The sequence below is a fragment of the Paenibacillus anseongensis genome, assembly GCF_009757995.1.
Taxonomy (GTDB): domain Bacteria; phylum Bacillota; class Bacilli; order Paenibacillales; family NBRC-103111; genus Paenibacillus_E; species Paenibacillus_E chondroitinus.
Genome location: NZ_WSEM01000007.1, coordinates 75,963 through 88,248 on the forward strand (window position 1 = coordinate 75,963; position 12,286 = coordinate 88,248).

Here is a 12,286-nt window from a genome sequence, read left to right on the forward strand (position 1 = left end):
CCTCCTCTTACACTCTTTGGTCAATAAGCACTCCGGACATTTCCATGAACTTTTGAATCATTTCTATCATTTTTTCTGACGGTATCTCCCGAATAACATCGCCCGTATCTTTGTTTATGACCTTTACTATGAGGTCATTCGTTTCTTTATGCACAGAGATTTCGAGTTGCGTATTAACTCCTTGAGCAGCTTTAATTGCTTTATTAATTATTTTATTTAATTGTTCTTCACCGACTGATTTTATTTCTCCCTTTTCACCAACTGGCTGATCTATCTTATTTTCCGTCGTTGCAATATTATTCTGGTTCCTTGCAAATCCGCTTTCTGTCGAGGGGCTTGTCATACTCCCTGCATAATCTTTCCCATTAACTGAAAAGTCCAAATCTACACCACCCTCAAAATATAATTGTTACTATATTTATCGGCTCTGCCGACATAGGTTTTAATAGTAATCTACAATTTATTCACTTTGAGGAACTCTTAGCTTAGCTGGATGGTAATTGTATCCAGCAGACTTTCTATAGCAATTTAGGGCTTTTTCCGACTGTCCTGTAACTTCATAAAAAACGCCTAGATTATAATATGCCGCAAAGCTTCCCGTACCAATTACACTGTCATATTCCTTAGTCTCACCCAGTTCAATGCAAGCTTTATAAGCTTGCTCAATTTGTGGGAGTAGATACATATAGGTTGTTGGGTCACTGATCATGGTTTCCAGATAGTAGACCCCCTTTAAAAAATGAAAGTCAGGAAATTTGCGTAAATAGCTATCTTCGACCTCAATTATTGAAAGCCCCTCCACCAAGTTGCCACCTGACATTATACAGTATAGGTAGTCGACAACAGCATTAGGTGCATAATTTTCTTTTTTAGTTAATAGTGAGTATGCTTTAGCGAAGTTTTGAAGCGCTAAATCTATACATCCCATTCCTTTAAACTCCCGAGCAATTTGAAAATAATAGTATGGATTGTTGGGATTATTCACAATTTCCAACTCTAGTAACGGAATGTTGCGTTCGGATCTGCTACCTCGAATATAGCCATCATGCTGAACTTCTACAGGTAAAATCACCCTAGGTAGATCAGTTTCAATCTGCTCGTGAATCTTACCTTTATAATACAAACCTTTTGGAAAAACTCTTGAAGTAATACTTTGCGAATAACTCAAAGTCTCTTGCTCCATAAAAGCATTAACTATTTTCACTCTGCCGATCGCATGTTTGGTGTTAATAAACTCTTTTAAAGTAACAAAGCAATCGTTAGAGATATACTCATCAGCATCTAGCACTAAATTCCAATCGCCGGTAGACTTCATCAATGCAAAGTTTCTTGCATCTGAGAAGTTATTTGTCCATACAAAATCATATACCATTGCTCCATATTCTAGTGCAATCTGCTTAGTAGAATCTGTCGATCCTGTATCTACTATTATGATCTCATTGACTAAATTTTTTACACTTTCTAGACATCGCCTAAGACATTTTTCCTCATTTAATGCAATCATTACTAGGGATATGGTTTTCACTAATACGGCCTCTTCTTTTCTTTAATAAAAAAATAGAGACCCTAGAAGGTCTAAGGTCTCTAAATTTTTGTTTATTATCTGAGCAAAGATAGAACGCCTTGAGGCGCGGAATTTGCTTGAGAAAGCATGGATTGGGAAGCTTGAAGAAGGATATTGTTTTTAGTCAATTTAACCATCTCAGCAGCGATGTCTGTATCACGGATACGAGACTCGGAAGCAGTCAAGTTCTCAACTACAGTACCCAAGTTGTTGGAAGTATACTCAAGGCGGTTTTGTTTAGCCCCCAGTTTAGCACGTTCTGTTGCAACATTTGTGATTGCTGTTTCAATACCAGACAAGGAAGTGCTTGCTGTTAGACCTACGAAACCAGTTGTAGTGATAGCGCCGATAGCAATTGTCGCACCTTTATCGTCAGTAACGATGTCAGCACCTTTAGTAATGCTAATACCGTTAAACGTAGTTTTAGTCATAATTGCGTCGATTTGTGAACCCAGTTCACCCAACTCTTGGTCAATGTTAGCCGTGTCATTAGAGGAGTACGTGCCGTTCGATTTTTGAACATTCAGTTCTTTCATACGAGTCAGCATGGCACTTACTTCATTCATTGCACCCTCTGCTGTTTGTACGTAAGAGATACCATCTTGCGTGTTGCGTTGAGCTTGCTCAAGTCCGCGAATTTGACCTCTCATTGTTTCGGAAATCGAAAGACCTGCAGCATCGTCAGCAGCGCGGTTAATGCGAAGACCGGAAGACAATTTTTCCATGCTTTTGCTTGAAGCATCGTTGTTCAAAGTCATATTGCGGTGCGTGTTTAATGCAGAAATGTTGTGATTAATTCTCATTGTAATGTTCCTCCCTGAATTTGAGTAATGTTGTCCACATCCATGTGGTATACTGTTGCCAAGTCGGCCGCCTTGGATCAGCTATATTCATTATATCGACACTAACTTACGTAAAGTTTATAGCTAGCTTCAGCTTTTTTTCAGCTTTTTTATTTTCTTGGAAAATTCAGAGAAATCTAGTTGATTTTCTACTGCTTCAACATTTGATTCTTTAATCGCCTGGTACAATTCTTTTCGTAGAATGTCAATTTCTTTTGGCGCAGTAATTCCGATTCGCACAGTATCTGCATCAACCGAGACGAGAGTAATCTCAATATGATCGCCAATAATAATAGACTCTCCTTTTTTGCGTGACAGTACCAGCATATTATTCAGCTCCTTCTTTTAGTTTCATCCCCAGCAAATGCTTCGTCGTATATGTTGTTTTAGTTAGAACAACTTGTTTTCCCAGCTTATGCAAATGATTAATAACTAAGGGAGCAACTAGATTTGTCGTTGCATTATCCCAATTGTCTTTAACAGACACAATACTTCGAACTGTAATTTGCTCTAGAGAGTCTATTTCGAGCTCTTCCTTTGCGGATGCAGGAAGTTCAAATTCGTAATCAGGATATAGCGTAAATGGATCTACGACAGCGAAAGCGAGACCCGCTTCTTCCACGGATTGAAGGAAAGAGAATGGCCCCTGCTCCATTTCTAATACAATATATTTGGTCCTTTCCTCGAACCCTGGGATCCCTTGCTTAAAAGTTATAATATCATTATCATCAATTTCGATTTGATTAAACCGAGTCGTTTGTATAAACATGGTTTCACTCTCCCTATAAAAATAAAAAGGCTATAGATAGCTAATTACCAGCTCGTCCTATAGCCTAAACTATACCAATTAAATTGTTTTAACCAAATTATTGAGGTTCAAGCTACCCATAGATTTCGCTACCTCAAAAAGTCAATAAGACTTGGTGAAATAATTTTAGACCCCGCCGATAGTGATGCCTCATAAATATTTTCATTAATTTTCTGAAGCATAACCGCTTTGGCGTAATCAACATCTTCGGTCTTGGATTGAAGATCAGTTAGATTAACTTCCAGGGTGCTTAGCCGGTCTTGCATTAATTCCACACGATTCGTTTTTGCTCCCATCTCTGCTCTAGCTGTGGCTATTTTTTCAAGTCTAGTATCAATATTCGGCAACTCATTATTTATACCTGAAAAGTCACCATTCTTTAGTGCGGTTGAAAGACGTTCTAGCAAAGCAAATGCCTGATCAGATTCTCCCGGTTTACCAAAAACTTGATTACCCGTTACATTGACATCCAGAGTGACCCCTGTTCCTACCTCATAAGTCACACCGCCATCATTAGTTGGTATACTAGATGCAGTTGCACTCTCGTAGGGCTTCTCATCATACTTTTGACCATTGAAAACATATTTCCCATTTAATTTACTATTTCCATTTTGGACCAGTTGTTCCTTAAGCTGATCGATTTCCAACTTAATACTGTCCAATGCCGATTGCGGATTTGTTTCTGCCCCCGCCTGAACAGCCAATTCCTTGGTGCGCTGTAAAACTTTTGTAGATTCATCCATTAAAGCATCAGAGTAATCCATCCAAGAATGAGCCGCATCTACATTAGTTGTATATTGCTCGTTAGAGGATAATTCACTTCGATATCTAAGCGCATAAGTGATTCCTACAGGATCATCTGATGGCTTATTAATTTTACGTCCAGTTGCAAGTTGTGTCTGCAATTTATCTGAATTTATCATGTTTTTGTTTATATTGCTGATCAGTTGATTTTGTATCATACTCTGTGTGACCCGTAATGACATCTTTTTCCCTCCCATCTAACCATTAATCTATCTGCCTACCGTACCCATACCATTAATCAATTTGTCCAACATCTCGTCAAAGGTTGTCATTACACGCGCCGCGGCTGAGTAAGCGTGTTGAAATTTAATCATATTAGACATTTCTTCATCAAGGGAAACGCCGCTAACGGATGATTTTCGGGAATCAACCTGATCAACTAATGCTTGCTGATTTGTAAGCTGGCGCTGAGCATCACTGGATTGAATACCCAACTGTCCTACTACAGCACTAAAAAAGTCATTCACAGTAGCTTGCGTGCTCGTTCCATCTAAATTCACAAAGGTAAAGTCTGAATCTTTGAGCTGGCTTGTTAATAATGCCAATGTGTTATTTCCTTGGATTGCTTTTGGTGGATTTCCACTCACAGCCATAGAAGAAGCGATTCGGGTTGGGTCGTTTTGAATAATTGGATTTACTTGAAAATTAGCTGCCGTTATTGTTGTACTTCCATCCTTAGAAGTAAAGAAATCCACGCCCGTCCCCACTGGTGTATTCAAGTTATACCCGAGCTTCTGTAAGCCATTTATTCCCTGTACAGTAACGGTAAGATCACTGTTTAAAGTCCGATTGCCAGCTGCGTCTGAGTAAGTTGTCCCGTTCAAAACTGTCCCTTCGGGGAGAACAGAACCGCTAGGGATAGTAATCGTTACATTACCGTTAGCGATCGTGTTTGCCAACACGTCAAGTTGATTCTGATAATCTTTTACGTATTGATCTCGTGAAACAATCATACCGTATACTTCGCCATCAGTTAGAGAACCCGGTACAGATGAATTTAGAATATCACCAGTCATTGTTGTGCTTGCATCAGCATTTACCAGAGCTGTTGCACCCATATTAATGGTATAACCTTGCGGCGTATCCTGCACGGATATATTCACAATTTTGGATAGCTTGTCCGTTAGTAAGTCTCTTTGATCTCTCAGATCGTTAGCGTCGTCTCCCAAACCTTCAATTCGTTGTATCTCGACATTTAACTTTGCAATATTTGAAGTGATGGAATTCATTTCATCCGCTTTGACATTAATGTTTTTGGTTAAATCTGAGCTCAGTTCACTTAGCTTTGAACTTGTATAGTTCAGCGCATCTCCTAGAGCCATAGCATTCTCTTTTACAATTTTTCGTCCTGTGACATTATTAGGATCTTTACTGAAATCAGACCACGCTGACCAAAATTTACTTAACACGGCTTGCAAACCCGTATCCGAAGGTTCCGTCACAACGGCTTCTAGTTTATCCAATGTATCTGCTTGAATTGTTGCATTTCCAAGCGATTTATTTTCATTCCTAAACTGCTCATCGAGGAATTTTTCACGTATCCGCGTAATACTCGTAAATTCTACACCTGTACCCATTTGGCCTGGAATAGTTGAACGATTTAAACTAAGAGGCTCCAGAGATTGTGATGCAGTCATGTTTACTATTTGTCTAGAATATCCTTCTGTATTAGCGTTTGCTATATTATGACCAGTCGTCTGCAAGGCTGCTTGCTGAGTAAATAATGAACGCTTTGCAGTTTCTAATCCCATGAATGTAGATCTCAAATAGATCCCCCTCTACGCTTTGGTATCAAATAAACTCCTCTTATTGAGAGTACTCTGTTGTTTAGAGTTATGATAGATAATGTCATCATCAGATCCGCCGATCAAGTCGAGTGAATAATCAATAAATTGTAAAGACTGACTAATGAGTTGCTGATTCAATTCATTAATTTCTTTTAGTCTTAATAATAGCTCTGATAGTTGCCCACTTGCAGCAATCAATGATTGTTTATCATTAATATTTGTTACAATCTTCGCTAATTCGCTCACTGTTATGTGCGGATTTAACTTTAAGCCTCGCTCTAGCAGTATGTAGTTCGTTGCGTGAATACGCTGCTTTTCAATCTCTGCGATTTCTTTGATCAGACGTGACTCTGTATTGGCGCATTTCATCAATGCATCTATATCATTTTTTATAATGTATTTCTTCTTCTGCTCTCCGAGTTCTAAAAGTCTACTATGAATGACACTAAGTGCATCTAAGGTTTGAATTAATTTTTGAACGGACATCGCATCCACCTATTAATTAAGACTTATTACTTTAAGTATGGCAAAAGCTTCTCCGCTATCTTTTTGGCATCTACATGGTAAGTTCCGCTAGACACATGCTGTTTCAATAATTGGATCTTCTCAGACTTCATTGAAGCTTCGCTACTTTGTTGTGCATCCAATAGCTCTTTAGCTTCTTCAGATATTTGAACTTGATCAGTTTGTCGTTGTTTACCGCCTATAGAATTTGTTCGCATTTCATTTTTACGGTAAGGATTCGTACCGCTAATGCGTCCGGTCTCATTAATTTTCATGGGAATTCCCTCCAGACTACAACTTTAAAAATAAAAACCGATAATCATTATACATGTTATCGGCATCTTAAATATGAAACTTTATATTCCCTCAGACCTATTTCAATATTTAGTGACGCTTTTCTAATCGTTCCTGTATTTTATAGCTAGCTTTAGGTTCAATTTTCTTTAATTGTTCCTTTAGTTCTTCCTTACGCCGTTCATCCTCGGTATTGTTCCTAACATCCTTTACTAACTTGTTCCTGCAAAGGTCACACATTTTATTTTCTCGAATCAACGTTCCGCACACCTCGCATGGATACGACATGTTAGGAGCATTGACCAAAGATATTCTACCTTCGCGGATGAACTTTGTTATTTGTTTAATGGAAACTTCAGTTACTTCGCTTAATTCTTGTATCGCCGCACCTTTATTCTCACGAAGGTACTTCAAGCATCTCTCATATTGTTGATCAATATCTTTCACACATACGGGACATACCTCAGCAAAACCCTTAACAAAAATCTTCCCACAGCGTGGACAATTAGCAACGTTCATGCCCATTATATGGCCCCCTTCTATTGTTCCCTTAACCTAAATATTTAATTCCAGTTTACCGCAATCCGACAGCGTTTGCATATCTCTATTTTTCGAAAGCCTAGCTGGAGCCCCTATCGCGCCCATGTAATACCGAACACTTTCGCCGGAAGGGATTCACCTAAAACCCTTGCACACTGATTCATAGTACTCCCTGTGGTGTATACATCATCTACGATGTATATGACGTAGGAAGCTGCCTGGCAACCTGTCAGCTGTTTAATCAGCAACTCGTTGATCTCAAAAACATGTACCAAATCGTCCAGACGCTCACTCCTATTCTTAAAGCTTTGTTTATCTGTATGTTTCGAGCGATTAAGCAGTGGGAAGACAGGGAGTCCGACTTTTCTCCCTAATTCAATAGCCATTTGTTCGGCTTGGTTAAAACCGCGCTCCAGCAATCTACGTTCACTAACAGGTACGAATGTGATAACCCTCTTAGCTGAAGACGGATCCGTGTCGAATTCTCTCATTTCCTCTTGCAATAAGAAATACGCATGAACAAGCATATGACCAATTACAGCCTTTAGTCGCTCATCTCCTCGATATTTATAACGAGCTAATAGTTCTTTCATCATTTCATCGTATCTCACAGCACTGCGGCTTTTTGAGAAATAAGCGTATCCCCTTCTTTGACAGTCATAACACACCTCGCCTCGCCCGCATATAGCACAAAGTGCCGTTCGAATCCATGGTATTCTCATATAACATGAACGACAAAGTCCCAGCTGCTTAACGCGATCAGAACTAACTTGTTTACACAGCAAACACTCTTCCTTTAATGGACTGAGCAGTGATAAGAAAGTTCCTCTCATTGCACCTAGCCAATTTTTCCAATCACTCATTCACTTCCCCCTTTCAAAATAACCCCGTTTACGCGCTATGCGATTCATTTTCTCGATTTGTCGAATAGCCTCCTTTTGTGATCTTGTGATTTCTTTGGCTGCAAAATAAACCATTCCAGCTGGGTCGTCCTTTGATCTACCTGCCCGCCCCGCCATCTGAACAAGCGCTGCTTCATCAAATAATTTAGAATCAGCATCTAGGATAAAAACATCCGATTTAGGTACAGTGACTCCCCGTTCCAAAATCGTCGTTGTCACCAAAACTCGTATGTCCCTGTTACGAAAACGATGAACCCTCTCAGTTCGGTCAGGGTCCTTTGACGAGGTCCCCTCTATGCACAACATATTACCCCCTTGTAACTTTACCCTTAGTAGGTCTACCGTGGGCTCCACCAGGCGAATGTTTGGAACAAAAACAAACAACTGTGCACCTCGCTCCACTGAAGCTACCAGCTTAGCAAATAACGAATTAGGCAGAGCTCGAGTATTTATCGATTTATTTAGGGATGGAGCGGCTATGAGCTCCGGTACTGGCAAGGGATTTTTATGAAAACGCACCGGTACCCGAACATGTGGTAAATGGCCTCGTTCAGCCGCTTGCCTGACGCCTTTCGGCGGTGTAGCCGATAGCAATATATTCACACCACTTCGTTTGCAAACTTTAGCTGCAGCATAAGCAAGCATTGGATTGTTATGGTATGGAAATGCATCAATTTCATCAATGATGACAAGATCAAATGCCTCATTAAAACGCATGAGTTGATGTGTCGTGGCAATTGTAATTTGCCCTTGCTCCCATCGCTGCTCGCTACCACCATAAAGTGTAACGACACTATAGTCTGAGAAAGCTCGCGATATTCTTGGTTGAAGCTCTAATACAACGTCTTTTCGTGGAGTTGCAATCAACACTCGCCCTCCGTTGGCCACTGTTATGTGAACGAAAGGGAATATCATTTCCGTCTTTCCCGCACCGGTAACCGCCCAGATTAAAAACTTTCGAGGCTCTTTGGCTAGCAGTCCGTGTCTATCCTTTCCCCTCTCGCCCGTAATAAATTGCAGCCCCTCCAGAGACGCTCTAGTTTGAGCTTCACTAAGTCCCCATGGCTTGATGTAGTTTTCAAGATGCCCAAACGACTGTCTAGCGTCTTCCACCATTAACCTTCCATTATCAGCTGTCCCTCCCGATAAAAGCAACGAGCAGAACCTTACCCGCCCCATCGTCAAGCAAGCCTCACAGTAGGGACATTCTTGTCCGCAAAAATGGCAGGCTGACCAATACAAACTCTCCTCACCGCTTCCGCACCGTTTACAGGAGTAAATCGTCCTTTTTTGGTAACCTCGGCGCCATTCCCGATACTCCTTTATATTAAGTCCATTCTCTAATTTTATATCTCTGTTTAGATGAGCCAGTTGCAGATAACTCATCCACGCTTCCCCTGCGCCTAGTTCTAAATTCGCTGCTTTTAACAGCTGCTCAAATTCCTCTACAAGCAATGTCCTACCGCTGCAAGCTAATACAACCTTTGTATAAATCCCATAATCTAAAATCATTCTAGGGAATAATCCTTGTTCTCTAAATGTTATTTTCTTCATTGCAATTTTGTCGCAATTTAGCACACCGCAATCTTTGGCCGCCTGGCGGAACTGCCTCAGCATACTCTCATCGTTCTGAATCTCTTGTTTTAAATTTGAAGATTTTAGTTTGCCAAGCAGGCGCACACCTTGCCCAAACGAAATAAAAGGTTCGAACAGTACGAGGCCGGCGTCGGCTGCGTATTGCTCGAACCAATATTGAATGTCTGTCATAGGGTGAATAGTCAAATGCCAATTCCACTCTTTATTTAAACAAACGGCGTAAAGTTGAACCTTCATTGCTCACCTTACTCTCTTTTTAAGTACCACCTGTAAGTAAGCGATTACTACTATCCCACAGGTATTTTCACAAGATCTTCCCTATTGCTAAGATGAACAACAACAACAGGTTCCCCTTCATGCTGGCTCCTAAATTGATCAACTGCATCAAAATCCATTTGATATCTCAAATCAAGTAAATGGGTATGGGATAGTCGCTCAATAATTTGCCTTGTGTCGTCAGAAGATCCTTCATCGTAGATTGTTGCCGTAACTTCGTAGCCTTTTAATCCAGAGAAAAAAAATAAAGAGCGAATATACCATTCAATTTGATTTTGGTTATTTTTGGTGACAAGCAGAACTTTTGCAGGCTTCTTCTTTCTACCCTTGCGGGTTCCGAACAATAGATGAAGCACTGCGATGCTGATTCCGTAGCAACCCAAGATCCAAAGTAACCCAATCCACATAGCGGATCCCTCCCTTAATTGCAGTGTATGCCACAAAAAGTAGAGGGGTTCCAACAACGGGAGTCTTACAGGGTTACCCAACCATTCTTAATCGCAATGATAACCGCTTGTGTACGGTCATCAACTTCCATCTTTTGAAGAATGGAGCTGACATGGTTCTTCACCGTTTTTTCGCTGATGTAGAGGAACTCTCCGATCAGTTTATTGCTTTTGCCTTCTGCCATTAAACGAAGAACTTCCGCTTCCCGTTTGGTAAGTGGACTGTTGGTATTATGTATGTACTTAAGCGCAGAATCCTTAGCGCCCTGTCCTGATCCAACCACACCGACGTCATCTAAATACGTCATGCGTCTTAGTTGGTTAATTAGCTTTCCTGTAACTTTGGGGTGAATGTACGCGTGACCAGCCACCACAGAACGAATCGCATTGATAAGCGACTCCGCTTCCATATCCTTAAGCAAGTAACCCGAAGCTCCCTTGCGAAGGGTCTCAAATACATAGCTCTCATCATCATGTAGCGAAAGAATGATAACCTTAATATCAGGGAAAATAAGCTTTAAGCGCTCAGTCGCGACTACACCATTCTCAAGTGGCATGTTGATGTCCATGAGAACAATATCTGGCGTGATTTGATTACACAGCTCGATAACCTGGATCCCATCGCCACACTCTCCAATGACTTCCATATCATCTTCCATATTGATAATCCGTTTAACACCTTCGCGAAACAGCTGGTGATCGTCCGCAATAACAATTCGCACATTGCGTTTATGACTCGCCGTGTTGTCCATTTTGATTTTCCTCCTTGTTCTCTGCACCGCCGCCAATAGGGATTAGCATTGTAATTTTGGTTCCGGAATCTTTGGCGGAATCAATGATCATTGTGCCTTCCAGAAGCTCAACACGCTCACGCATGCCTAATAAACCAAAATTATTTCCCTTAGCTATTTTCTGCTCTGTTTGCGGCACATCGAAGCCGACCCCATTATCTACGACGTAGATTTGTACTTGATCAGGTTCCAGTGTTAGCTCAACAGATAAGAAAGTTGCTTTCGCATGTTTTATTACATTAGATAGAGCTTCTTGCACCAGTCGGAAAATCGCAATTTCAAGTCCTGATGGAATGCGAGTCTGCTTGCCTACGAGATTGAATTGCGTACGAATACGATATTTCTCTTCGCAATCTTGAACATATTTACGCAGAGTCGGTACGATACCTAGATCGTCGAGTGCCATCGGGCGGAGGTTGAAGATGATCTTACGAACTTCTTCAAGCCCCCCTCTGACTTGTCCCTTCAAATCCACTAGTTCTTCCTTAACCGCGGGGATATCTTCTTTAATAAGCATGCGTTGAGCAATTTCTGTTCGCAACACAACATTTGCCAAGGTCTGAGCCATACCATCATGAATTTCACGCGCAATACGCTTTCGCTCTTCCTCTTGCGCCAGAATAATCTTTAAACCAAGCAGTTGCCTGTTTTTAGCCGATTCTAATATGCGAGTGACCTGATTGAGATCTCCGGATAAGTATTCTAAAACTACATTCATCTGAGAAACGATCGTTTCAGCCCGTTCCACCTGCTTGTCCACATTCTTAGTTCGCACTTGCAGGTCATTGCGTCTGGTCTTCAGATTATTTTCTTTTTCTCTAGCAATAGTGAGTTGTAATTGAAAGGCAATAGCCGCTTCATAAGCAACCTTAATATCTTCCTCACGGTACTTATTAAAGTCACGACTGACTTCCGTGAGTCGAATGCGGGAGCGCTTGTAGTCCTTCTCTAACTTGTCGACTAAATCAATCGTGATGCTTGTTTCATGCTTAATTTCTTCAAGTTCACGAGTAAGCGATTCTTTCTCCAAGCGAGAAGCTTCAGCGATCTCGAACATCTGATACTTGCTGCTCTCCATGACGTTAATTGCGTTTTTTATGACACGATCTATAGCGTCTGGCTGCAAATGAAA

General features: G+C 40.8%; 15 protein-coding genes. All 15 read right to left on the bottom strand.

The annotated features are described in order from the left end of the window. Positions 1–7: 7 nt before the first annotated feature. Positions 8–382 carry a flagellar protein FlaG gene (locus GON05_RS07415; RefSeq protein WP_157318526.1) on the bottom strand — a complete coding sequence of 125 codons (375 nt, stop codon included), beginning with the start codon at positions 380–382 and terminating at the stop codon, positions 8–10. 78 nt (positions 383–460) lie between these two features. Next, positions 461–1,504 carry a glycosyltransferase family 2 protein gene (locus GON05_RS07420; protein ID WP_185157195.1) on the bottom strand — a complete coding sequence of 348 codons (1,044 nt, stop codon included), beginning with the start codon at positions 1,502–1,504 and terminating at the stop codon, positions 461–463. Between the two features lie 95 nt (positions 1,505–1,599). Beyond that, positions 1,600–2,367 carry a flagellin N-terminal helical domain-containing protein gene (locus tag GON05_RS07425; protein ID WP_157318528.1) on the bottom strand — a complete coding sequence of 256 codons (768 nt, stop codon included), beginning with the start codon at positions 2,365–2,367 and terminating at the stop codon, positions 1,600–1,602. 129 nt (positions 2,368–2,496) lie between these two features. Continuing rightward, a complete protein-coding gene (csrA, locus tag GON05_RS07430; RefSeq protein WP_157318529.1) occupies positions 2,497–2,733 on the bottom strand; it encodes a carbon storage regulator CsrA in 237 nt (78 codons plus the stop codon). Position 2,734: 1 nt separating this feature from the next. Continuing rightward, complete coding sequence (gene fliW / locus GON05_RS07435; protein ID WP_157318530.1) at positions 2,735–3,175, bottom strand: flagellar assembly protein FliW; 441 nt, start codon at positions 3,173–3,175, stop codon at positions 2,735–2,737. Positions 3,176–3,303: 128 nt separating this feature from the next. After that, positions 3,304–4,200, bottom strand: a complete 897-nt coding sequence (gene flgL, locus GON05_RS07440; RefSeq protein WP_157318531.1) for a flagellar hook-associated protein FlgL — start codon at positions 4,198–4,200, stop codon at positions 3,304–3,306. A gap of 27 nt (positions 4,201–4,227) precedes the next feature. Continuing rightward, positions 4,228–5,769, bottom strand: a complete 1,542-nt coding sequence (gene flgK, locus GON05_RS07445; protein WP_420819856.1) for a flagellar hook-associated protein FlgK — start codon at positions 5,767–5,769, stop codon at positions 4,228–4,230. A gap of 27 nt (positions 5,770–5,796) precedes the next feature. Continuing rightward, positions 5,797–6,291 (bottom strand): flagellar protein FlgN, encoded by a 495-nt coding sequence (locus GON05_RS07450; RefSeq protein WP_157318533.1) that lies wholly within the window; start codon positions 6,289–6,291, stop codon positions 5,797–5,799. A gap of 26 nt (positions 6,292–6,317) precedes the next feature. Continuing rightward, a complete protein-coding gene (gene flgM / locus GON05_RS07455; RefSeq protein ID WP_157318534.1) occupies positions 6,318–6,584 on the bottom strand; it encodes a flagellar biosynthesis anti-sigma factor FlgM in 267 nt (88 codons plus the stop codon). A 109-nt stretch (positions 6,585–6,693) separates the two neighbouring features. Then, positions 6,694–7,128, bottom strand: a complete 435-nt coding sequence (locus GON05_RS07460) for a TIGR03826 family flagellar region protein (protein ID WP_157318535.1) — start codon at positions 7,126–7,128, stop codon at positions 6,694–6,696. Positions 7,129–7,235: 107 nt separating this feature from the next. Next, positions 7,236–8,006 carry a ComF family protein gene (locus GON05_RS07465; RefSeq protein ID WP_157318536.1) on the bottom strand — a complete coding sequence of 257 codons (771 nt, stop codon included), beginning with the start codon at positions 8,004–8,006 and terminating at the stop codon, positions 7,236–7,238. Further along, positions 8,007–9,878, bottom strand: coding sequence for an ATP-dependent helicase ComFA (locus GON05_RS07470; RefSeq protein WP_246238901.1), 1,872 nt, complete (start codon positions 9,876–9,878; stop codon positions 8,007–8,009). It lies immediately after the preceding gene. A 50-nt stretch (positions 9,879–9,928) separates the two neighbouring features. Beyond that, positions 9,929–10,324 carry a hypothetical protein gene (locus GON05_RS07475; RefSeq protein WP_157318537.1) on the bottom strand — a complete coding sequence of 132 codons (396 nt, stop codon included), beginning with the start codon at positions 10,322–10,324 and terminating at the stop codon, positions 9,929–9,931. Between the two features lie 65 nt (positions 10,325–10,389). Then, positions 10,390–11,115, bottom strand: a complete 726-nt coding sequence (locus GON05_RS07480; RefSeq protein ID WP_127453353.1) for a response regulator — start codon at positions 11,113–11,115, stop codon at positions 10,390–10,392. Continuing rightward, positions 11,093–12,280, bottom strand: a complete 1,188-nt coding sequence (locus tag GON05_RS07485) for a sensor histidine kinase (RefSeq protein ID WP_397370667.1) — start codon at positions 12,278–12,280, stop codon at positions 11,093–11,095. The genes GON05_RS07480 and GON05_RS07485 overlap by 23 nt, the downstream gene beginning before the upstream one ends. Positions 12,281–12,286 lie beyond the last annotated feature (6 nt).